Raw genomic sequence first — 20,879 nt, 5'->3', positions numbered from 1 at the left:
CCCTACCACCCCACCACCCCACCTCTTCTTCCCAGTCCCTAATCACTAATCACTAAAAATATGAGAAAAACTAATCCATTTGAAAATTCTGACTTGAAGCAATTACAGTTGTTTTTGTACTTAATACCTGTGTTTGGCGTTTTTCCGTCCCTGTGGACATTGTACTGCCGCCAAGCTAGTCGGGAGGAAATGGCAGCAAGTAGATTATCAGTAACTCTAGCTTTTGGTTGGCTCTTAGGTTACATTTTATTGGCAGCCGGAGCAGATACTTCGGAATCCTGGAAATTGCCTTTGTTAGTAACCAACAGCTTATTTACTTCTGGTTACTTTGTGGTAAGTACTTGGTTAATGTTCCGATTGTGGCAGCGCCAACCTTTGCGCTTACCAGGTACGCGCATCTCCAAACGGGTGGTTCATAAACGCCTACCTTAATGTCCAACCTAATCAATAAGAAAATCCTGATCGGGATTATGCGATCGCGACTCAAGTAGTAGATACTTGTATGGTTATTTCCATCTTCAGGTCTGAGTAACTTTAAAGACAGCCCATTTTTCGTGTGTGAGGAAGCTAGTGCCAACTACAAAAATTTCCGGTTCATTCTCTCAGAAGCAAGAAACCATCCGTAAGATTGGTTCAGAGCCATCTAAATTTAGCCAGCTACGTTGGCTATGGTTAGGATTTAGCTTAACTGGTGTAGCAATGCTGTCGGCAACCGCAGGAGCCCTATTGGCAGTATCGCTTTCGACAACACCGTTAATGCAGAGCCGTCTGAGCCCTGAAGAAGCTGCGGTGTTTTCTCAAGGCAACATCTCTACGACTAATCTCAAGTTGCCAGAGTTAACCCGACCTGTAAATATTTTAGTTATGGGAATTAAGGTTTTACCTTCAGATTTAGGCGAAAAACCAGACCCCAGCTTGGGAGGATACGAACCTGTACTTAACTCTTTTGAAGGTTTATCCGATACCATGCTCTTATTGCGGTTTAACCCGCAGACCAAAAAATTAATTGTCCTTTCTATACCTCGTGATACTCGTACTTTTGTCGAAGGAGCAGGTGTTACTAAAATTAATGCGGCTAACGTTTATGGTGGCCCTGCGTTGAGTGCGAAGACAGTAAGTAGTTTACTGGGAGATGTGAGAATCGATCGCTATGTCCGTATCAACGTCCAAGGCGTAGAAAAACTGATCGATGCTTTAGGTGGTGTGACTATTCATATACCTTACGACATGAAATATACTGATAACACCCAACACCTTTACATCGATTTTAAAGCCGGAAAACAACACCTCGACGGCGCTCAAACCCAAAACTTACTACGTTTCCGCCACGACAAATTAGGAGATATTGGTCGCGTCCAACGGCAACAAATGGTTATGAGAGCATTAATGGAACAAGCTCTTAATCCCGTAACTTTAGCCAGATTACCAGAAATTCTCCGGGTAATCCAATCTCACATTGACACTAACCTATCTGTAGAAGAATTAGTTGCCTTAGTAGGTTTTGGTGTAAAAATGAATCGTTCTGATGCTCAAATGTTATTAGTACCAGGACAGTTTAGTAATGAAGGAGAATATGAGGCTAGCTATTGGTTGCCTAACCGCAGGGGAATTTCTCAATTAGTTAGTCAATATTTAAATTCTTCTGATGAATCAGAACCAAAAGAGCGTCGCAAAACTGATTTGACTAATGTAAAAATAGCCATTAAAGACAGCACAGGCGATTCAGAATCAGTAAATGCTTTAGTGAGAAAGCTGAGAAGAGCAGGTTATCGCAATGTTCAAGTTACTGAACCTTGGAGTGAAACTTTGTCAGAAACGCGCATTCTCGCCCAAAAAGGAGATAGTGAAGCGGCTGAAGCTGTATCTCAAGCATTAGGAACTGGCGAAGTGCGTGTAGAAAGTACTGGTTCTCTCAACTCTGATATCACTATTTTTGTTGGCAAAGATTGGATACAACAACAAAAATCATCTCAATAATTTTGAGATTTGTTCGTTGTAAGGACTTCAGTCCTTCTCGCAGTGACAAAGCTAGGACTGAAGTCCTCACAACGAACAGTCTATTTAGTTTTTTGGAAAATCCAATCAATCAAAATTGGATTAACTAATTCGGGTGCTTCATCTTGGGGACAATGACCTAATCCTTCTAAAGGAATAAACTTTTCAACTTGGGGGAATTTGGCTAATTCTCGCCCTAAATCGATCGGTTCCCAAGGGTCATCTGTTCCCCATAAAATAATTGCCGGACAAGGCAAAATTGGTAACAAATCTTCTGGTAATGGCCCTTGAGAATAGCGAGTAAATGCTAAAAATACATCTACTGCGCCAGGATCTAAAGCTGGTGCCATTAACATATCTACTAGTTCGTCGGTGACTGCTTCGGGACGTTTATAGGCTTGCAGAAGAATTTTTTTGACGACTTTCGGCTTGGCGATTTGATTAAAGAATAATTGCCCGATTAGTTTAAATGCTAATATTCGTTGGACAATGGGAGCACCAGAACGACGATACCAGGGTAAGGTGGCGCGTTTGCGATCGTGCAACAATCGTAAGGAACAATTGAGCAAAGCCACTCCTCTAATCATTTCGGGAAAGTCTACAGCCGCTTGCATGGCTACTATACAGCCGATCGAATTACCCATCAAAAATGCTGGTTCACCAACCACTTCTCGACAAAAGTCGCCTATTTGCTGCGCCCAAGTTTCAAAAGTATAGTTAATTTCCCTTCCTGGCGCAGGTTTAGCCGAACCCCCAAAACCAATTAAGTCAAGGGCAAAAACTCGCGCATTTTGTGCCAGTTCAGGAATATTTTTGCGCCAGTGTGCCCAAGAAGCCCCAAATCCATGTACTAAAACAATAGCAGGCCCTTGGTTGCCTTGGGCTTGGTAACAGATCGGAAAACCTCGCCAAGTCCAAGTTTGAGTTGTAGCAGTTGAGGTGGAAATAGAGCTAATCATGAAATTATTAAGAAAAGCAGTCACACTCTCTATTTTGATATAGCTTCATATTTGGTTGCTCAATCAAATGGATAGTTCACACACAAAATGTCACTTGTGCTGTTATCTTTAGTTGGATACTATTTTTAATTGCAGCAATAAGTCATTTCATGGGTACAGGATACCAGCGGATTTTACTGAAGCTGAGCGGTGAAGCCCTGATGGGCGATCTCGGCTATGGCATCGATCCCCAAGTCGTTCAGGAAATCGCCTCTGAAGTGGCAGAAGTAGTCAGCACAGGCGTACAAGTAGCGATTGTCGTCGGTGGGGGCAACATCTTTCGAGGCGTGAAAGGGGCGGCGCGAGGCATGGATCGGGCCACAGCAGATTATATTGGCATGATTGCTACGGTGATGAATGCGATGACTTTGCAGGATGCTTTGGAACAGATTAATGTGCCAACGCGAGTGCAAAGTGCGATCGCAATGCAAGAAGTCGCAGAACCTTACATCCGCAGACGTGCTATTCGTCACTTGGAAAAGGGACGAGTGGTGATTTTTGGTGCAGGTTCGGGAAATCCTTTCTTCACTACTGATACTACAGCTGCTCTTAGGGCAGCAGAAATCAATGCTGATGTAATTTTTAAAGCCACGAAAGTTGACGGGATTTACGATTCCGATCCCCATGTCAATCCTCATGCTCGTCGCTATCATAGTTTGAACTACACTCACGTTTTGACTCAAGATTTAAGAGTGATGGATAGTACTGCGATCGCTCTTTGTAAAGAAAACAATATTCCGATTATTGTATTTGACCTGGGAGTTCGGGGAAATATTCGTCGGGCTGTAACGGGAGAACAAATCGGTACCATTGTGGGAGGATTATATGAAGTTACCTGAAGTTGAAGACCACATGCACAAAGCAGTTGAGGCAACTCAACGCTCTTTTAACACCATCCGCACCGGACGCGCTAATTCTTCACTTTTAGATAAAGTGACAGTAGAATATTACGGCGCACCAACAGCTTTAAAATCTCTGGCGAGTATCAATACTCCTGATGCTAGTACGATTACTATTCAACCTTTCGATCGCACTAGTTTAAATCTGATCGAAAAGGCTATTTCTCTGTCAGATATTGGCTTGACTCCGAACAATGATGGTTCCCTAATTCGCTTGAATATTCCACCATTAACAAGCGATCGACGCAAAGAATTGGTCAAGTTAGCTGCTAAATATGCTGAAGAAGGCAAAGTTTCGATTCGCAATATCCGCCGCGATGCTGTTGATTCGATTCGTAAGCAAGAAAAAAGTGGTGAATTATCTGAAGACGTAGCTAAAGATACCCAAGATAAAGTTCAAAAAATGACTGACAAATATATTGCCAAAATTGAAGAATTACTTGCAGAAAAGGAGAAAGATATTACCACAGTCTAAATCAACTTCCTAGCGCAGCGTGGCAGAAATAACTATACAGTTAAAAACAAGTGAAAAGGCTGTTGTACAAACATTCTTTCCTTTTCCCTTCTGCCCTCTGCCTTGGAGCCTTCTTAAACTAAGCTGTTTGAAACATCTGTTCTGCATCACCAGCACGCACAATATAAGCTAAGTGTAGTGGATAGCCCCAGGTGTGGTATATGGCATCTACACAACGCAGAGCTTTTTCCCTATTTCTGTAAGCGCGGAGAACTTTTTCCTTACCGTTGGAGTAGCGAATACAAACTTCCCAAATCATCTTTTTGTCCTCAAATAAACGGAACAGGGGGCAGTAGATAAATTTTTTCTGTTTATAAATGGTGCGTTTCTTAAAGTTGAAATTGAAAGGTTAAATTGTTTAAATGCTTCAGTTTAGTCAAGAAGCAATTTGTTAGGAAAAATTAATCAACTTATTAGCTCCCTGCTTTACAGAAACTTTATATCTCATACTAGGCTCTTTACATAAAATTTGTAATCAGTATAAGTAAGTAACTATATGCTATTTAAAATTACAGAGGGTGTTTCCCTTCCTCCATCCAAAGTCGTGTGATTTACGTTCAGTAAATTCCAGGAGAATCAGAAAAAATGCTAATTATGTAGCAACTATCTATCAAGTTGTTTGAGTGACTAAAACAACAAAAATAGTTAAACTTGACTGGCAATAACAAATAAAATCCTGTTAAACTCCGATCGAGAGGATGACCTGGGAAGTTGGTCAAAATTCATATCCTAGCTAATTAAGGAGCTAATTTTTGCCCTATGTTTGATTGCATTATTGTCGGTGCTGGCCCAGCAGGTGGAACGGCGGCGTATCATTTAGCAAAGCGTGGTAGGTCTGTTTTAATTTTGGAAAAGGAAAGCCTACCTCGGTACAAACCTTGTGGCGGTGGTGTATCTCCGGTGGTCGCTGAATGGTTTGATTTTGATTTTGCTCCGGCAATTTCCTTAAAAGTAAGTAAACTTTGCTACACATGGAAAAGGGAAGATCCTGTGGAAGCAAAAATAGAAGGTTCCGAACCTATCTGGGTGGTTCGTCGGGATATTTTCGACCATTTTCTGATTCAACAAGCACAAAAACAGGGCGCAGAACTAGGTGATAATACTGAAGTAACGGGCATTGAATTTAAAAGCGATCGCTGGCAAGTCAATACCGCTAATGGCCCAGTGGAAGGTCGCTACTTGATCGCTGCCGATGGTGCAAAAGGGCCGATGGGTAAATGGTTGGGCTTTAAGGAACGGAAAAAGCGTTTAGCTGGGGCGCTAGAAGCGGAGACAACTAACCCTATAGAATCAGAACCGAGAATCCATTTTGAGTTCGGGATGGTAAAAAATGGCTATCTTTGGAACTTCCCGAAAGCAGACGGTTATTCGATCGGTGCTGGTATATTCCAAGGTGGAGATCAACCAGATTTTAAGAGTATTTTGTCAGAATACAGTAAACTTTTCGGTTTGGATGCGAACAGCTATAAGCAATTCGATCATCCCTTAGCTTTGTGGGATGGGAATCAAAAATTGCATACCCAAAATGCCTTGTTAGCTGGGGAAGCTGCTTGTGTGGTCGATCCTTTTACTGCTGAAGGCATTCGTCCGGCAATGTTTACTGGGATGAAAGCAGCGGAAGCGATCGATCAAGCTATTGGCGGCAATATCAATGCTTTAGAACAATACACCGAAATCGTGAACCAAGAATGGGGTAGCGATATGGTGTGGGCACAACGTTTAGCGGGTGTATTTTACCGTGTTCCCAAAGTTGGGTACAAAGTTGGTGTCAAGCGTCCTGCCGCAACTGACATAATGGTGAAAATTTTGTGCGGACAACAACGTTATAGTGAAATAGCTGGTAAAGCAGTAAAACGTTTAAGTTCTGGTTTAATTCCAGGAATGGGACGTTAAAAATTGAGGGGTGGTTAAAGTGAAAAAAGGATTATCAAAAATCAAATTTATTTGCTTTGCCTCCCCTGATTTGACATCTAAAATTACAGTAGAGTATTTGATAACTTTATTTTTTGGGTTATGAATGCGATCGTACTAATAAACCTTATCGCTCCCAGGTAATTTATTAACAAATGCTGCGTATTCAGGAGATTGTAAGCCTGCTTGTAAAATAGTTAATACCTGCTGCATATTCCCTGCTAATAACTCGGTAACTGCTAACCACAACCCAGGAAAAATTCGACTTTGTATAATTCCCTTGTTATCTGGGTTTAATTCCAAATATTCACCTTGTTCTAGATAAAACCAACTCAATTTGCGATCGAGAACTTGCCAAACAATATATTCCTTAACTCCATTGCGACGATAAGCTTGTTTTTTAGCATGAAGATCGATCGCAACACTACTAGCAGCAATTTCCACAACTAATTCTGGCGCACCTTCAATATAATCATCTTCACTTAATTTTGCTTGACCTCCTGCTTCTGGTGTGATCATAAGAACCGCATCTGGTTGAGGTTCGTTATCCACATCCAACCGCACACTCGGTTCAATTCCTAATTCTACTCCAGGCGTTACAACTGCATAAGTTCCCAACCAGACAAGAATCCAAGCATGAGGTTGACTGTGACTTTTAAACCGGAGTGCAGCAGCCATATAAACAATTCCTTCAATTAATTCAGCTTTTTTCAAGTTAGGCGTGGCGTTGTAGCGGCGCTCAAATTCATAGCGGTTCAGCTTGTCGCCATTTACTAAAAAGGGAATAGTTTCTGGGTGTGATGGTGTTTTGATCATGACGATTTTACCTGAAATTAGGTTATAACTATCTTACCGAATTAGAAACTAAATTTTTCTAAAAAATAACTTCACCACTTTAGTTAAAGTGAGCAAGAAACCCAGTAAAATTAATCCAACGATCGAAGAGAGGTTTTTGGCTTTTGGAGAATGTACTGCATATAAGAGAAGCTTTGTTAGCGGAAGATACTCTGATTGCCGAACATTTTTATCAATTATGGCGAGATAATGATGTTTCGGCTAATTTTATCGAGTCTAACTGGCGGAAAATTACCTTGGAATTTATTGATCGCGCTCGCCAAGAACTCAGCTATCAAGCTTTTGTGGCAGAATTAGATGGGCGAGTTGTTGGTTCGGTAGGTTGTCAGTTATTTGCAGGTTTATATCCCCATATCCTAACCGCAGAATATCGCAAGTATGGCTATATTTGGGGAGTTTATGTTGAGCCCGAATATCGCCGCAAAGGAATCGCCAAACAACTGACTAATAAGGCGTTAGAATATCTTAAATCTAAAAACTGTACCAGAGCTATTTTACACGCTTCACTATCTGGAAAACCTGTCTACTCAGCTTTAAGTTTTTTACATACTAATGAAATGGGATTAAATTTAAATATCACAGAGTAAATAGCTATGGGATGATATGAGTTAATCCATTTATTTATAATTAGGTTATGACCAAAAAAGAAAAACTATGGCAAAAAGCTAAAAATAGCCCAGAAAATCTGACTTTCGATGAATTTGAAACTCTCCTAACCCATAATGAATGGGTTCTTAGCCGCCAAAAAGGTAGCCATCGCTTATGGTATTCACCTAACGGTCAAGCTTTACCAATTCAACCCCGTAAAGATGGAAAAGCAAAAGTATATCAAGTTCAACAATTTTTTGAATATCAAGAGGTAGAAGAATAATGGATTTTAATAACTATAATTTTGATGGATTTACGATTAATTTATACGTTGATGAACAAGGAGATTGGCTTGCTCATTTCCAAGAAATGCCTAATATTTCTGCGTTTGGTGATACTCCTCAACAAGCTTTGGAGGAATTGAAAGAAGCGTGGGAATTGGTTAAAGAAGATTACCAAAAAAAAGGGAAAGAAATTCCCGTTGCTCCTGCGCGGAAAAAAATGTATTCTTCGTGAACGATCGAACCTGGAATTAAGTTATAACTATCCTATCGAAAGTAGAAACCTGGTTTCTCTGGCAGTAGCTTCCCAAACATGAAAAATGGTTTATATGGAAAAATGACCCTTACTTTTAATCCTAAAATCTACAGCGAATTGCTGTCTAAACATCAACCTCGAATTATCAAGAGTGAGCAAGAAAACGAGAAATTTCTGGCAGTTGTTGAAGAACTGCTCTCTCGTCCTAATCTAACTCCTGAAGAAGATGCGATGTTGGAATTATTGGTCAGACTGATTGAGGATTTTGAAGCTAAACATTATCAGCTTAATGCTTCAACGCCACACTCAAAACTTCTACATTTGATGGAAGCTAGAAGTTTAGAAACAGCAGATTTAGTGGAAACTTTGGGTGCGAGGGAAGTGTCAGCAGAAGTAGTCAATGGTGAGGTAGAAATCAGTAAAAAACAAGCTGAAGTTTTAGGAGAATTTTTCCAAGTCGATCCAAGTTTGTTTTTGTCAAATTAGGTGTTATCGCCTACAATTGTTCTGGGTCAATTCCTTTTTCTTGCAATAGTTCTATTAAAGCTTGATATCGCTGTTTTTCTGCTTCCAGTTGTGCGATCGCATCTTCTGCACGTTGGTGTTCCTCTTCCCGCAATCGATCCAATTCCACAGAAGTAAGAAATCGCTGTCCATTGGGACGGAAAATTTCTAAAGTATCAGCTTTTAACTCAAATCTTATCCCTAATCGTGGACTTACCCAACCATTCATCTCCTCAACTTCTTCTAATCTATCTCCAGATCTGATCAATACGGTTAACTCCAGTTCATCTGGATCATAAATATAATATTCCTCAACTCCATACTGTTGATAAAAGAGGAGTTTTTTGGTCATTTCTTTTAGTCGATTTCCAGGGGATAAAATTTCAAACACTACCTGGGGAGAGATGTTATTTTCCTCCCATTGTTTGTAGGAACCTCTATCTCCTTTTGGTCTACCGAAAACAACCATTGCATCTGATGCTATCCGAGTTTTGTTATCGCCTTCAATGGGATACCAAAGCAAGTCACCTGCAACAAATACCTCTGGATTATTAGCAAATAAAATTTCTAGGTTTTCTTTGATAGTAACAATCCAGCGGAATTGTTTGGTGTTATCTGACATTGGTTGTCCGTCGCTGTCGGGGTAGATGATTGTTGATTTGGTTTCAGTTGGTAGTTGTTGTACCATACTGCTTTTCCTCTATTTAGGTATTCCAATATTAACATTTCCACATCTGAGGTCTATGTGATTTATAGTTGAATAGCGAATATATTTAAACCTATCTTTAAAGTGCGATCGCTTAAATATCTCGTTACGAATGCAAAAACAAGGCACAACTGTTCACTGAAATTTCATTGCTGTTTGCCAAACGTAGCTATAAATTAGCAGCCTGAACCGCTGTTATTTATATTTAGCAGCGAAATTCGCAAAGCTCGATCGCCAAAAATCACTCTTTTTCTAAAAATTCGTAAAGTTATTAAAAATTAATACATTAATTTATCAACTCTTTACCATTTTATACTGTGCAAAATTACCAAGATAGCCGATAACTAAATAAGGTGGCTTTTTTAACACCTAAACTATTGTTAAGCTTTAAAGCAAACTATGATTAGCACGGCAGTCAATATTCCTTTTGTAGACTTAACCCTACAACATCAACCAATTCAAAACGAAATCGAACAGGCAATCCATAATGTACTTCAAAAAGGAGATTTCGTTTTAGGAAAAGCCTTAGCTGAATTTGAAACAGCCTTTGCTACAGCTTGCGGTGTACAATACGCAGTTGGGGTAGCTTGTGGAACAGATGCGATCGCACTAGGATTACAAGCATCTGGTATCAAACCAGGTGATCAAGTAATCTTACCAGCAAATACTTTTATCGCCACCTTAATCGGCGTAGTTCACGCCCAAGCTACCCCAATTTTAGTGGACTGCGACCCCGAAACCGCTTTAATTGACCTGAAAGCCGCCGAGAAAGCTATTACACCTAAAACCAAAGCCATTTTACCAGTCCATCTCTACGGTCAAATGGTTTCGCCCCAACAATTAAAAGATTTCGCCACCGCCCATAATCTGCTAATTTTTGAAGATGCCGCCCAAGCACATTTAGCTGAAAGAGAAGGTTATATCGCCGGAAGTATTGGTAAAGCAGCCGCTTTTAGCTTTTATCCCAGTAAGAATTTAGGTGCAGCGGGAGATGGCGGTATAGTTGTTACTAATGATGCCGATGTAGCACAAAAATTGCGTTCATTACGCAACTACGGAGCACCACAAAAATACATTCATACAGAATACGGTACTAACAGCCGTCTTGATACTATTCAAGCTGCCATACTTAATGTTAAATTGCCACATTTGAAACAGTGGAATTTGCAGCGCAACACAGCAGCGAAAGAATACGATTCACTCTTGACATCACTGCAAAACAAAGGGATTATCCCGATCGAAAATCAAAGCCAACAAGGACACATTTACCATCTTTACGTCGTTCGGATTACCGAAAACTGCCCCGTTAATCGAGAAACCCTACAAACCAAATTAGCAGATTTGGGCATTCAAACAGGTATCCATTATCCCTTGCCTTGCCATCTGCAACCCGCCTACAAATATTTAGGCTATCAAGAAGGAGATTTGCCTGTTGCGGAAAGACTTGCAAAACAGATTCTCTCCTTGCCAATGTACCCAGGTTTAAGCCAAAATCAAGTAAAGCAAGTTGTAGAAGCGATCGATCGATTATTGGGTGCTAGCTGATTGATAGTTGGTAATTAGTAATTGGAAAAATTTTCCCCTTTTAATTACCAATTTTCTAATTAATGAATAACTAATGACTAATAACAAATAACTAATGACGAATTATGCAACCAAAGCTAACACTTCGCAATCAAATTGAGAACAATTTACTCTTGATTGCCATATCAGCTGTTTTGGCGCTGATGTATGTGCCGCTATTATGGCACTGGTACGACGGCTGGCTACACAAAAATATTGGTATCATTCATGAATATTTTAGTCACGGCTTAATTGGTTTACCCTTCGCTGCTTATATAGCCTGGTTAAATCGCAAAAAATGGCATCGTTTACCAGATAAGTTTCATCCATTAGCAGTAGGGTTTTTAATTATCGGTGGCATCTTTTATCTCAGTGGATTAACTGACTTTGTTAATTTATCATTTCCGATAATTTTAGCTGGTCTTTGTTTGTGGTTAAAAGGGATTCCTGGATTAAAGTTACAAGCATTCCCACTCGTGTTTGTGTTGTTAGCCACTCCTAACCAAATTCCTTACTTAATTGAACCTTATGCCCTACCATTGCAAAGCTTTATTGCTGCTACTGCTGGGTTTATTTTGACGCAATTTGGCTTTCCGGTAGTGGTAGAAGAAATTAACTTATATGTAGGTGGGCAAATTGTGGAAGTAGCACCTCACTGCGCTGGGTTGAAAATGCTATTTACCAGTTTGTATGTAGGTTTAATGTTACTTTATTGGACTGGAGTTTGGCGATCGCGCACTCGCAGCATCCTCTTTTTAATCAGCGCCGCCTTAATCAGCATCATGGCTAACATTATCCGCAATACACTACTAACATATTTTCACGGTACACATAACGAACAAGCCTTTGAGTGGTTACATGAAGGTAGCGGTGGTGATATCTACTCCGCTTGTATGTTAGGCACATTAGTCCTACTGATCAATGGCATAGAAAAATACTTCCCCATTGACACTGATGAACCAGAAAAGCAACCAGGATTTATTGATTCTCATGATGAATAGGATTAATTTTTAGAATTTGTTGATTTACTTGATGAATAGGACTTATTGATTCAGTTTGGATTCAGGATTAATCAAGAAATCTCGTAAATCTTTAAATCATGGTCAAACTTTCTCCTAAACTTAACACTCTCTCCAGGGCGGGTTTTGTTGTTAACTATTCTGTTGTGAGTCTAAACTTACCTGCTAAACCCGCTCTTACAACTCAAAACTCAAAAATCAAAACTTAAAACTTTCTGTTATCCATGTTGATGAAACTCGCCAAACAAAATATTAAGCTAAACCAAATCATTCTGCTCCTATTGCTAATAATTTTACTCCTAGTAGGAGCAGTTCCCGGATACTTGCAAAAACATTGGGCTTGGGAAAAACCATTACCAGTGACAACCATTTCTCAAATGAGACAAGTCCGCAAACAAGGACTAGAACTTCCCGGATGGCAAACCAAAACTAGCAAAGAAGTATCAGTCAGTGGAGATAAATGGTTATCCCAAGAAATACAAATTGACCCCCAAACCACTGCTATTCTACTGTTACGTCCGCAAAAAGATGATAAAGATCAACCACAGGTGCAATGGGTGGATGTCAAAGGATTTCAACGTTGGCAAATCGATCGCGATCGTCTTATACAGTTTACAGTACCTCCAAAAGGCGAAAATCAACCACCAACCAAAGTCGAAGCCAAATTCTTCCGGGGTTGGAATCGGCAACAAACTTTTGCTGTATTACAATGGTACGCTTGGTATCCAGGAGGAAGCCCAGACCCAGCCAAATGGTTTTGGTTAGACCAAATTGCCCAATGGCAAGGAAAGCGCGTTCCTTGGGTCGCAGTTAGCATCCAAATTCCCATAGAACCCTTGGGTGACATCGAACCAGTATTACCCCAAGCCACATCTTTGGGTCAAGCCGTGCAAACTGCACTCATGTCTAGTTCACTGCAAAGAAAGAAAAATTAAAAATTCGCAACCATGAACGGGGTTTTCTTTCGTCAACAGTTCAAAGCCATCTCTATTTTGGGAATTTACACCAGCAGCACCTTGCTGCTTACGGCTAATTCTATCCTGTGGTTTGGGGAAAAAAGCTGGGGAACAGAAACAGGAAAATCCTTTCCGGCAATTTCACCCGCAGCTAAACAAAATCAGCCCCAAAGGGTTGAACCACCTGCCACCCCGTTTACGCCCCAAGCACCGATCGCGATCCCAGTAGTTCCCTTTGAACTTCAGCAGACACCCCAACCCTTTCGAGTCAATCCTCAGTTTAGACCTTATCGTTTGGGCGCAGCAGATGTATTGGCAATCTCTGTACCCAGATTTCCCGAACTCAGCGTCCAAGCAGCAGTAGGGCCAGAAGGAAATATTATTCTGCCACTAGTAGGAAATCTTTCAGTCAGAGGTCTAACGATCGAAGAAGCCACAGAAAAAATTCGTTCCGCCTACAATCAATTTGTCATCGATCCAGTAGTAACCGTCGGATTAGCAGCACAACGTCCCGTACAAATCTCCGTAACTGGTGAAGTAGCCCGCCCTGGTCTTTATGGTCTTGCCGTATTACCCCGCGTTTCTACAGCCTTACTGACAGCAGGTGGTAGCACCACTCAAGCCGACTTACGACAAGTACTGATTCGCCGTTTTTTGGTAGATGGGTCTTTTATTGAACAAAAAGTAGATTTGTTTACTCCCTTAGCAGCTGGAGAACCGATGCCCGACCTACCTTTAGAAGATGGCGATGCGGTAATAGTACCAAAACTGCAAGTAGGAACTGAGCAAAATTACGATCGTCAACTAGTAGCCAGTTCCAACTTAGCGAAACCAACTATTAATATTCGGGTGTTAAGTTACCCCAACCAAAGTGTAGGCAATCTTGCTATTCCCAGTGGGAGTAAATTCTTGGATGCCTTCACTGCGGCTAGTATATCGTTGCAGGGTACTGACATAGATAGTGTAGCTGTAATTAGGTTCGATCCAGAAAGAGGTAGAGCGATCGTTCGCGAACTCAATGCTAAACGCGCCTTGTTTGGCGACGCTTCCCAAAATATCTTGTTGCAAGATCATGATGTGATTGTCATTGGTCGCAACCTAGTAGGTCGGATTACTTATGCCCTCAACATCTTTACCCAACCTTTCCGCGATGTTTTAGGATTTCTCCTCTTCTTCCAACAATTAACCGACAGTGCTATCAATCTGTTCCTCCCCTCCAGTGGAAACAATAACAACTGATAAACTAGAAATAATGGTTAGTAAATTAACAAATATTTAAATAAAACGGCAATTTATTATGACATTACCAATTGTTAAACGCTATCTTATCGCCTTTAGTCAACATAAATGGACTGGATTAGCCGCTTGCGTGTTAGTTACCGGGGTATCCGTTATCGTTGCTAAACAACCAGCACCTCCAACAGAATACCAGGCTGAAGGAGGTCTGATTGCTAATCCTCCAACTGTAGTTTTTTCTAAAACAGCAACCGACATTCAACAACCAGTACCTTCCTTAAAATTGATCAAAAATAACGATGTAATTACATCAGTGGCACAGCAGGCAAAAGTAGAGGTGAAGGAATTAGTAAAAAAACTAAATATCAGCTTACCCAAGCCAGCAGCAAAAGGCGAAGCAGCACCAGCACTTAGAATCACTGTGAAGTACACAGATACAGATAAAAAACGAGCTGAAAATGTAGTGAACGCGGTGCTACAAGAATCAAGTAAGTTCAGCCGCAAAATCAATACGGTTCGCTTAACAGCGATTATGAACGAAATTAACAAACGTTTACCTTTAGTAGAAAAGGAACTCAGAGAAGCAGAACGGAATCTGGAACAATATACTAAACGGGAAGGTTCAGTTTTATTAGCTGCTAAGAATGGTAGTTTAGTACAATCGATTTTGGCTAGCCAAGGACAGCAGTCAGCAGTAATATTACAATTGCAAGGAATTGAGACTCAAATAGCGAGTTTGCAACAAAGGTTAGGATTAAATCCAGACCAAGCTTACGCTTCTTCCGCTCTTAGTGCTGACCCAATTATTGCTAATTTGCGAGTGCAAATTTACCAAGCAGAATCTCAGTTGGAAATTCTCAAGAAAGATTTGCGACCAAAACATCCAAATATTATTCAGCTTCAGAAACAAATACAATCTTATGAGGAATTGCTTAGACAGCGTGCTAATGAAGTGATTGGTGGTAACGGTATGGTTGCACCCCTGAAAAGTGCGAATGAAGTTCGTCAAGATAGCAATCTCGATCCGGCTAGACAATCACTGGCTAATCAATTGGTAGCCTTGCAGACTCAAAAGGAAACCCTGCAACAGCAACTAAAGGGTCTGATGCAGCAAGAACAAAAATTAAGAAAGGAATACGCTACGATTCCGAACAAACAGTTAGGGCAAGCACGATTACAGGAAAAGTTGCAACTGAAGCAAAATGTGTATAGCCAAATGCAAGCAAGTTTGGCGGATGCTCAAACAGCAGAAGCGGAAACTGTCAGTACTTGGATTCCAGAAGGAGAAGCTCAAGTTATTAAGTTAGCGCCAGAAGCGATGAGTCCGATTATTATTATTGCGGCTGGAGGTTTGGTAGGAATAGTTATTGGCGGGGCAATTATTTTCCTTTTGGGTTCTCTGGGTGGTGTATTCCAAACAATGGAAGATATCCGCGCTGCAATGGTGCAACGGGATATCGCCGTGTTGGGAATTTTGCCTTATGTGGCGATCGCAGATCCAGAATTAGGAGAAACGCCAATTATTTTAGATCCTCATTCACCTTATCTGGAGCCTTATGAACGGTTACGGACTAATTTGCGTCGGGCTACAGAAAATCCAGTGAAAGTAATTTTGTTAACCAGTGTTACCAATGAAGAAGGGAAGAGTGTCAGTGCTTATAATTTGGCTATTACTTCTGCCCGTGCCGGGAAGCGGACTTTGATTGTCGAGGCGGATATGCGATCGCCATCCCTCGCTAGAAGTGTCAAAGTCGCACCCGATCCAGATGCTTCCATAGAACCTTTACGTTACTACGGTAACTGGAGTGATTGTATCCGTTTGGTACCAGAGGTGGAAAACCTGTACTTAGTACCAACTCCAGGGCCAATACAACAACCAGCCGCTATCCTAGAATCCAGTGAATTCCGTCGCTTATTAGAAGATGTGCGCGGTCGCTTTGATATGGTATTTGTTGATGCTCCGGCTTTGAGCCTTTGTAATGATACCTTTGTCTTAGAGCCAATGACTGATGGCATTATACTAGTGGCTCGACCAGGTTACACCGTAGAAAGTATGTTCTCTGAAGCAGCGGAACAATTAACTGAATCTGAAGATATTAGGTTCTTGGGTGGCATTATTAATGGTACTGATATTCCGATCGCTAAAACTTTGCTATTCACAGAACAACAATTAATGGTGCCGGAACCAGAAAGTGAAACTTTTACAGAGAAAGAGGAACAACAACCGGAAGAAGTCAAAGTACCAACAAATTAAAACTGTTCAAAGTTAGATTGATGGCGAGATTGAGTGGCAAATAAACCCAAAATAGGTGCTAAAATTGCACCAAAAACAAAACCACCTGCGTGTGCCCAGTAAGCGATTCCCCCATTTTCCATGCCGACATTTGCTGGAGCTTGTAAACTAGCAAAGCCATAAAATGCTTGTTGGACAAACCAAAGACCCAAGAAGAAGAAAGCCGGAACATAAAATAAGAAATATCCAAAAAATGTAAGAATTTTAGCATTGGGATATTTGAGAATGTAGGCTCCTAAAACTCCTGCGATCGCACCTGAAGCACCCAAAGAAGGAATCCCCGACTGCATCGCAAAAAACCACTGTGCCAATCCTGCTAATACGCCACAAGCTAAATAGAAAATCAGAAATTTGACATGGCCTAACGCTTCTTCCACATTGTTACCAAAAATCCAGAGAAACAACATATTACCAATTAAATGAGCAAAACCAGCATGGAGAAATTGAGATGTAATTAATGTTGTCCATTCTGGTAATGGTTGATTTATTGGCATACCAGCAAAACTAGCACTCAGTTCTCTTGGTACTACTGCTGCTATATGAAAAAAGCTCAGTAATTGTTGGGGTGGTAAACTCAATTCGTATACAAAAGCCAGAATATTAGCAATAATCAGCCCATAAGTCACATAAGGAGTGATTACGGTCGGATTTTCATCACGAAGGGGTACCATTGATGCTATTCCTTTACAAACATTTAGCTGAAGGATATCCCACCTTTTGAGGTACTGTCTTCTAACTTCGGGTAAGTAATCGAATGGTAGAGTATCTCTCAAACTTTTGAGGTACTGGTAAATTTTTCCTTTTCTCTGTTCGCCGTTCCCTGATAAAACATAAAAAATAACCCTTAGAAGGACAAACCAAACTAAGGGAAAAGGCTACTGCCTTAAATAAAACATCTGTAAATTTGCTAACCAATTTAAGCGACTTGACCAATATGCTACCAACCCTTTTGGGCTTGCTCTAATACGTAGGTAGCTACATCTTCAATTTGCTGATCGGAAAGACGACCATTAAAAGCTGGCATGGCATTTTTACCTTTCTTTACCTGATTGGTAATAGCTTCTAGAGAGTTCATCGTATACTTCTCTAAAGCTTCTTTCTTCAGGGTTTTATTAGCCATAATTACATTGTTTCCACCCAAATGACAGGCAGAGCAATTAGCACTAAAGATTTTAGCCCCGGTAATTGCATCTCCTGCTAGAGCAGGACGACTAACAGTAAAAGTCAATATTGCTATGGTTAGCAATAGGACTGTAACTAATTTTTTCAAAGTGTTTCTCCTTGGCTCAACCTACTCAGCAAGCTGTAAAATTATTGCCCAAGAACATTTTATGCTTCTGGTAAATGCTTTACTGTTATTAACCAAAAAGAACCAGAAAGTTTGTCGTCATTGCTACTAGCAGGTAAGGTAAATTAGGACGTGAAACTGCTATGGCTGAACAATAATTTTGCCAACCATACCTGCACCACGATGGGGTTCGCAGTAGTAAGTGTACTCACCAGCAGCAGCATCAGCAGGAAATGTTGCCGAAACTTTCTCACCAGGTTTCATTACCAATTGCTTGTGAGAAAGAGATTTTGCTAAATCTGCGCTCTTAGCAGGGTTAGCAGCTGCATCAAAAACTACGTTGTGGGGGGGAACTTTGTTGTTTACCCACTCTACAGTATCTCCTGGTTTGATGGTCACTTTCGCTGGATCAAAACCTAGCCCACCATTATCTGTACCCATTTTGACGGTAACAGTTGAGGCAGCTGCCGGGGAGGTCATGACAACGAAGCTACTCGCGACTAATACCATAGTCAATAATGCTAAACTCAAGCGCCGCCAAATTGCACTCATAAATTTCATAGTCTTCTCCTGAGAGTACCATTGAACTTGGTTTCCTTAAATTAAAATACCAAGCAAGTGGACAATTCTGCTGGAATAATCTTCAATTTTGCCAGCAATTTCAAAGAGATGAGTCTGGAGTATAGTTATCCAAACAGAAAAATCTTTACCAAATGCCGATTAATTGGGTGATTTAATCTGTGCTTTGCCCCTTGCGGGAAAGTCAAAAGAAAAAGCTAATCAGCAAATTTTCTCTTTCTTTTGACTGTTGATTTTGGTTGTTTGCTCTAAAGGAAAGTGGCTTTAGAAATAGATTTTGCCACCGCCCCATTTAACGCCGACAATTTTTGGTTGAATCAGAATGTGACCAGCAATTGCTTTGAGGTCATCATCTGTAAGGTCTCGCATTTCTGAGAAAATGTCACTACTCTTCATACTAGGATGAGTTTCTGCGATCGAATTTTCTCCATCGTAGGTGGTGGGGTTTTTCATAAAATCCACCAAACTTTCGATACTGTTACGGGGCGGAGTTGCCAAAGCCAGGGCTTCTGGTTCTAGACCTACGTTTGGGTCAGTTTTGGTAACTCCACCATTGTGACATTGAGAGCAGACCGCATTAAACAGGCGTTTGCCTTTCTCCACCTGTTTCGGGGTCAGTACTATTGTATCGCCCTGTGCATTCTTAGTCACAGTACGGGTTTCTACATCGAGTTCAGTGGCAAAAGCACTACCCACCATCATTTGAAAGGTGAAGACTAGGGTAGCCACAGCAAGCCAGAAGTATTTTTTTAGCATTGTTCTCCCAAAACAATAAGGCGAGCGTGATTGTAATTTATTTAGGGACTCAATCTCAGTGAACTCTGGCAAAACTTATTGCCTCAACAGTTAAGCGCAGAAGCTCAGCATACCAATTCTTAGGGTTTAACTGGGTGACTCTGGCTCAGAGGATTTACAAGGCTCGACATCAGCTGCTAAAGAAGTTGAATTCTGGTTTTCCGAGAATAAATCTTCCTGGTGGTTAGTGTCTGGGCCTTGACTATGAGCCATAATTTCGGAAATGATTGCCTTCGCATCCTCCAGAGCCAAACGAGTCTGGGGGTTTTTGTAAGGAATGCCTAATCGATCGCAAATTTGGAACACTGCTGTTACAGAAGTGTCGTAATCCGCTGCGATTTCGGCTATCGAAAGATTAGCAAAACCCATACTGGTTTTTTACAAAAGATTGAGTCTCTCTCATAATGATGCCACTGAGCGGCACCTTTTCTAAGGCTGAATTAAAAAGTTCCCGTCGAGGCAGGCGAGCAAAGGGGCAGGCGAGCAGGGGGGCAGAGGGACAGGCGAGACAAAGAGAAAATTAACTTTTACCCTTTTTTCCCTTGGAGCCTTCTGCCTTCTGCCTTTATTCTGGAGAGACTGGTGCGTAGCGTTCTGTACCGACGTTTATTACTCCTGATAAGGAGACGTGATGGGTGGTTGGCTGGGTTGGTTGGGGACGATGGAGGCGAATTAGTTGGGCTAGAGTGGATTTGAGGTTAGTTCTGGGGACGATCGCATCTACGAAACCGTGCTGTAACAAATATTCAGAAGTTTGGAAACCTTCTGGTAATTTTTCTCTTAAGGTTTGCTCGATAACTCGTTTACCTGCAAAGCCGATCGTCGCTTTTGGTTCTGCCAAAATAATATCTCCCAGCATGGCAAAGCTGGCGGTTACACCTCCGGTTGTCGGGTGGGTTAATACGGGAATGTAAAGCAGTTTAGCTTCTCGATGACGTTCTAAGGCTGCTGAAATTTTTGCCATTTGCATTAAACTCAACATTCCTTCTTGCATTCTGGCTCCGCCAGAGGCACAAATTATGATTACGGGTAAGCGTTCCAGTGTGGCTCTTTCAATCAAGCGGGTGAGTTTTTCGCCTACTACTGAACCCATGCTGCCACCCATAAACCGGAAGTCCATTACTCCCAAGGCGACTCTTTCGCCTTCGAGTAGTCCGACTCCAGTATTGACAGCATCGACTAAACTAGTTTTTTCTTGGGTGTCTCGCAGTCGATCGCGATAGGATTTGCGGTCGCGAAATTGCAGCGGATCTGTGGGACGCACTCCCTCATCCATCGGCATCCAAGTATTATTATCTATTAACTGACGGATGCGCTCATTGCTGTAAATCCTTATGTGATGACCACAGTCCCGGCAAACCATCTGATTAGCTCTCAGGTCTTTGGTATAGGCCACCACACCACAAGCTTCACACTTTGTCCACAGTCCATCGGCAATTTCTCTTTCTTGCCGTTCTTGACTAATGGGACTGGTGGATTTCTTCCGATTTGCAAACCAATCAAATAAAGACATGAAAATAGTTTTTTTTAACTAAGCCTAAGTATCACCACTTTAAACTGCTTTGGAAAACTTGATCTTAGATATGGATGAAGATCCATTTTTTTCCTGTTTTAACCAAGGAACTGACGATTCTCAGCCTGTT

Annotated in this window: 24 protein-coding genes; 14 read left to right on the top strand and 10 right to left on the bottom strand. The window is 41.2% G+C overall.

Translation table 11 applies throughout. The features are described from left to right. The first annotated feature begins 60 nt into the window (after positions 1-60). Together IQ264_RS19030 and IQ264_RS19025 are read left to right on the top strand one after the other, a co-directional pair. Positions 61-432: a hypothetical protein gene (locus tag IQ264_RS19030; protein WP_193982378.1), complete on the top strand. Its 372-nt coding sequence runs from the start codon at positions 61-63 to the stop codon at positions 430-432. Between the two features lie 138 nt (positions 433-570). After that, positions 571-1,977, top strand: a complete 1,407-nt coding sequence (locus IQ264_RS19025; protein WP_322744747.1) for an LCP family protein — start codon at positions 571-573, stop codon at positions 1,975-1,977. An 80-nt stretch (positions 1,978-2,057) separates the two neighbouring features. Here the strand turns inward: IQ264_RS19025 and IQ264_RS19020 are convergent, their stop codons facing one another. After that, positions 2,058-2,954, bottom strand: coding sequence for an alpha/beta fold hydrolase (locus IQ264_RS19020; RefSeq protein ID WP_193982377.1), 897 nt, complete (start codon positions 2,952-2,954; stop codon positions 2,058-2,060). Between the two features lie 149 nt (positions 2,955-3,103). Between IQ264_RS19020 and pyrH the strand changes: the two genes are divergently transcribed. Together pyrH and frr are read left to right on the top strand one after the other, a co-directional pair. After that, positions 3,104-3,832: a UMP kinase gene (pyrH, locus tag IQ264_RS19015; RefSeq protein WP_193982376.1), complete on the top strand. Its 729-nt coding sequence runs from the start codon at positions 3,104-3,106 to the stop codon at positions 3,830-3,832. Next, on the top strand, positions 3,819-4,367 hold the full coding sequence (frr, locus tag IQ264_RS19010; protein ID WP_193982375.1) for a ribosome recycling factor: 549 nt from the start codon (positions 3,819-3,821) through the stop codon (positions 4,365-4,367). The genes pyrH and frr overlap by 14 nt, the downstream gene beginning before the upstream one ends. A 118-nt stretch (positions 4,368-4,485) precedes the next feature. Here the strand turns inward: frr and IQ264_RS19005 are convergent, their stop codons facing one another. Then, positions 4,486-4,665, bottom strand: coding sequence for a family 2 glycosyl transferase (locus IQ264_RS19005; RefSeq protein WP_193982374.1), 180 nt, complete (start codon positions 4,663-4,665; stop codon positions 4,486-4,488). Between the two features lie 500 nt (positions 4,666-5,165). Here IQ264_RS19005 and IQ264_RS19000 point away from each other — a divergent pair, with 500 nt between their 5' ends. Next, positions 5,166-6,299 carry a geranylgeranyl reductase family protein gene (locus IQ264_RS19000; RefSeq protein ID WP_193982373.1) on the top strand — a complete coding sequence of 378 codons (1,134 nt, stop codon included), beginning with the start codon at positions 5,166-5,168 and terminating at the stop codon, positions 6,297-6,299. A gap of 135 nt (positions 6,300-6,434) precedes the next feature. Here the strand turns inward: IQ264_RS19000 and IQ264_RS18995 are convergent, their stop codons facing one another. Then, positions 6,435-7,133, bottom strand: a complete 699-nt coding sequence (locus tag IQ264_RS18995; protein WP_193982372.1) for a Uma2 family endonuclease — start codon at positions 7,131-7,133, stop codon at positions 6,435-6,437. Between the two features lie 143 nt (positions 7,134-7,276). On the opposite strand from IQ264_RS18995, the gene IQ264_RS18990 reads away from it, so the two are divergent. The 4 genes from IQ264_RS18990 (at position 7,277) to IQ264_RS18975 (ending at position 8,783) form a co-directional block, all read left to right on the top strand. Continuing rightward, the gene (locus IQ264_RS18990) at positions 7,277-7,759 is read left to right on the top strand and encodes a GNAT family N-acetyltransferase (RefSeq protein ID WP_193982371.1); all 483 of its coding nucleotides are present in this window, start codon (positions 7,277-7,279) and stop codon (positions 7,757-7,759) included. Positions 7,760-7,806: 47 nt separating this feature from the next. Next, a complete protein-coding gene (locus IQ264_RS18985) occupies positions 7,807-8,043 on the top strand; it encodes a type II toxin-antitoxin system HicA family toxin (RefSeq protein WP_193982370.1) in 237 nt (78 codons plus the stop codon). Continuing rightward, complete coding sequence (locus IQ264_RS18980) at positions 8,043-8,276, top strand: type II toxin-antitoxin system HicB family antitoxin (protein ID WP_193982369.1); 234 nt, start codon at positions 8,043-8,045, stop codon at positions 8,274-8,276. The genes IQ264_RS18985 and IQ264_RS18980 overlap by 1 nt, the downstream gene beginning before the upstream one ends. 102 nt (positions 8,277-8,378) lie before the next feature. Further along, positions 8,379-8,783, top strand: a complete 405-nt coding sequence (locus IQ264_RS18975) for a helix-turn-helix domain-containing protein (protein ID WP_193982368.1) — start codon at positions 8,379-8,381, stop codon at positions 8,781-8,783. Positions 8,784-8,793: 10 nt separating this feature from the next. On the opposite strand, the gene IQ264_RS18970 is transcribed toward IQ264_RS18975, so the two are convergent. After that, entirely contained in the window at positions 8,794-9,489 is a 696-nt protein-coding gene (locus IQ264_RS18970) for a Uma2 family endonuclease (RefSeq protein ID WP_193982367.1), read from the bottom strand. 417 nt (positions 9,490-9,906) lie between these two features. Between IQ264_RS18970 and IQ264_RS18965 the strand changes: the two genes are divergently transcribed. The 5 genes from IQ264_RS18965 to IQ264_RS18945 all read left to right on the top strand — a co-directional run bounded on the left by IQ264_RS18965 (position 9,907) and on the right by IQ264_RS18945 (position 16,535). Beyond that, positions 9,907-11,052: a DegT/DnrJ/EryC1/StrS family aminotransferase gene (locus tag IQ264_RS18965; protein WP_193982366.1), complete on the top strand. Its 1,146-nt coding sequence runs from the start codon at positions 9,907-9,909 to the stop codon at positions 11,050-11,052. Positions 11,053-11,156: 104 nt separating this feature from the next. Beyond that, on the top strand, positions 11,157-12,071 hold the full coding sequence (gene crtB / locus IQ264_RS18960; protein WP_193982365.1) for a cyanoexosortase B: 915 nt from the start codon (positions 11,157-11,159) through the stop codon (positions 12,069-12,071). Between the two features lie 242 nt (positions 12,072-12,313). Then, positions 12,314-13,024, top strand: a complete 711-nt coding sequence (locus IQ264_RS18955) for a cyanoexosortase B system-associated protein (RefSeq protein ID WP_193982364.1) — start codon at positions 12,314-12,316, stop codon at positions 13,022-13,024. Positions 13,025-13,036: 12 nt separating this feature from the next. Further along, complete coding sequence (locus tag IQ264_RS18950) at positions 13,037-14,284, top strand: polysaccharide biosynthesis/export family protein (protein WP_228061647.1); 1,248 nt, start codon at positions 13,037-13,039, stop codon at positions 14,282-14,284. A gap of 58 nt (positions 14,285-14,342) precedes the next feature. Next, positions 14,343-16,535, top strand: a complete 2,193-nt coding sequence (locus IQ264_RS18945) for a GumC family protein (RefSeq protein WP_193982363.1) — start codon at positions 14,343-14,345, stop codon at positions 16,533-16,535. Here the strand turns inward: IQ264_RS18945 and IQ264_RS18940 are convergent. The 6 genes from IQ264_RS18940 to accD form a co-directional block, all read right to left on the bottom strand. Then, positions 16,532-17,245, bottom strand: a complete 714-nt coding sequence (locus tag IQ264_RS18940; protein WP_193982362.1) for a rhomboid family intramembrane serine protease — start codon at positions 17,243-17,245, stop codon at positions 16,532-16,534. The two genes, IQ264_RS18945 and IQ264_RS18940, sit on opposite strands and share 4 nt — an antisense overlap. A 266-nt stretch (positions 17,246-17,511) precedes the next feature. After that, a complete protein-coding gene (gene petJ / locus IQ264_RS18935; RefSeq protein WP_193982361.1) occupies positions 17,512-17,844 on the bottom strand; it encodes a cytochrome c6 PetJ in 333 nt (110 codons plus the stop codon). Between the two features lie 159 nt (positions 17,845-18,003). Then, on the bottom strand, positions 18,004-18,423 hold the full coding sequence (gene petE / locus IQ264_RS18930; RefSeq protein ID WP_193982360.1) for a plastocyanin: 420 nt from the start codon (positions 18,421-18,423) through the stop codon (positions 18,004-18,006). A gap of 282 nt (positions 18,424-18,705) precedes the next feature. Next, positions 18,706-19,197, bottom strand: a complete 492-nt coding sequence (psbV, locus tag IQ264_RS18925; RefSeq protein WP_193982359.1) for a photosystem II cytochrome c-550 — start codon at positions 19,195-19,197, stop codon at positions 18,706-18,708. 126 nt (positions 19,198-19,323) lie between these two features. Further along, a complete protein-coding gene (locus IQ264_RS33705; RefSeq protein WP_322744746.1) occupies positions 19,324-19,605 on the bottom strand; it encodes a hypothetical protein in 282 nt (93 codons plus the stop codon). Positions 19,606-19,801: 196 nt separating this feature from the next. Then, the gene (gene accD, locus IQ264_RS18915) at positions 19,802-20,749 is read right to left on the bottom strand and encodes an acetyl-CoA carboxylase, carboxyltransferase subunit beta (protein ID WP_193982358.1); all 948 of its coding nucleotides are present in this window, start codon (positions 20,747-20,749) and stop codon (positions 19,802-19,804) included. Positions 20,750-20,879: the final 130 nt, after the last annotated feature.

Origin of the sequence: [Phormidium] sp. LEGE 05292, from assembly GCF_015207735.1 — a bacterium.
Lineage (GTDB): Bacteria > Cyanobacteriota > Cyanobacteriia > Cyanobacteriales > Aerosakkonemataceae > Floridanema.
This window is presented reverse-complemented; position numbering and strand designations above follow the sequence as displayed.

Bases quoted from the DNA above. Each gene is read 5' to 3' on its own strand.
- IQ264_RS18950 (WP_228061647.1), top strand. From the start codon at position 13,037: ATGAACGGGGTTTTCTTTCGTCAACAGTTCAAAGCCATCTCTATTTTG.
- IQ264_RS18980 (WP_193982369.1), top strand. From the start codon at position 8,043: ATGGATTTTAATAACTATAATTTTGATGGATTTACGATTAATTTATAC.
- pyrH (WP_193982376.1), top strand. From the start codon at position 3,104: ATGGGTACAGGATACCAGCGGATTTTACTGAAGCTGAGCGGTGAAGCC.
- IQ264_RS19030 (WP_193982378.1), top strand. From the start codon at position 61: ATGAGAAAAACTAATCCATTTGAAAATTCTGACTTGAAGCAATTACAG.
- IQ264_RS18970 (WP_193982367.1), bottom strand. From the start codon at position 9,489: ATGGTACAACAACTACCAACTGAAACCAAATCAACAATCATCTACCCC.
- petE (WP_193982360.1), bottom strand. From the start codon at position 18,423: ATGAAATTTATGAGTGCAATTTGGCGGCGCTTGAGTTTAGCATTATTG.
- IQ264_RS18985 (WP_193982370.1), top strand. From the start codon at position 7,807: ATGACCAAAAAAGAAAAACTATGGCAAAAAGCTAAAAATAGCCCAGAA.
- IQ264_RS33705 (WP_322744746.1), bottom strand. From the start codon at position 19,605: ATGGGTTTTGCTAATCTTTCGATAGCCGAAATCGCAGCGGATTACGAC.
- IQ264_RS18995 (WP_193982372.1), bottom strand. From the start codon at position 7,133: ATGATCAAAACACCATCACACCCAGAAACTATTCCCTTTTTAGTAAAT.
- IQ264_RS18940 (WP_193982362.1), bottom strand. From the start codon at position 17,245: ATGGTACCCCTTCGTGATGAAAATCCGACCGTAATCACTCCTTATGTG.
- IQ264_RS19020 (WP_193982377.1), bottom strand. From the start codon at position 2,954: ATGATTAGCTCTATTTCCACCTCAACTGCTACAACTCAAACTTGGACT.
- IQ264_RS18945 (WP_193982363.1), top strand. From the start codon at position 14,343: ATGACATTACCAATTGTTAAACGCTATCTTATCGCCTTTAGTCAACAT.
- psbV (WP_193982359.1), bottom strand. From the start codon at position 19,197: ATGCTAAAAAAATACTTCTGGCTTGCTGTGGCTACCCTAGTCTTCACC.
- crtB (WP_193982365.1), top strand. From the start codon at position 11,157: ATGCAACCAAAGCTAACACTTCGCAATCAAATTGAGAACAATTTACTC.
- IQ264_RS18975 (WP_193982368.1), top strand. From the start codon at position 8,379: ATGACCCTTACTTTTAATCCTAAAATCTACAGCGAATTGCTGTCTAAA.
- IQ264_RS19000 (WP_193982373.1), top strand. From the start codon at position 5,166: ATGTTTGATTGCATTATTGTCGGTGCTGGCCCAGCAGGTGGAACGGCG.
- IQ264_RS18965 (WP_193982366.1), top strand. From the start codon at position 9,907: ATGATTAGCACGGCAGTCAATATTCCTTTTGTAGACTTAACCCTACAA.
- accD (WP_193982358.1), bottom strand. From the start codon at position 20,749: ATGTCTTTATTTGATTGGTTTGCAAATCGGAAGAAATCCACCAGTCCC.
- IQ264_RS18955 (WP_193982364.1), top strand. From the start codon at position 12,314: ATGTTGATGAAACTCGCCAAACAAAATATTAAGCTAAACCAAATCATT.
- frr (WP_193982375.1), top strand. From the start codon at position 3,819: ATGAAGTTACCTGAAGTTGAAGACCACATGCACAAAGCAGTTGAGGCA.
- IQ264_RS19005 (WP_193982374.1), bottom strand. From the start codon at position 4,665: ATGATTTGGGAAGTTTGTATTCGCTACTCCAACGGTAAGGAAAAAGTT.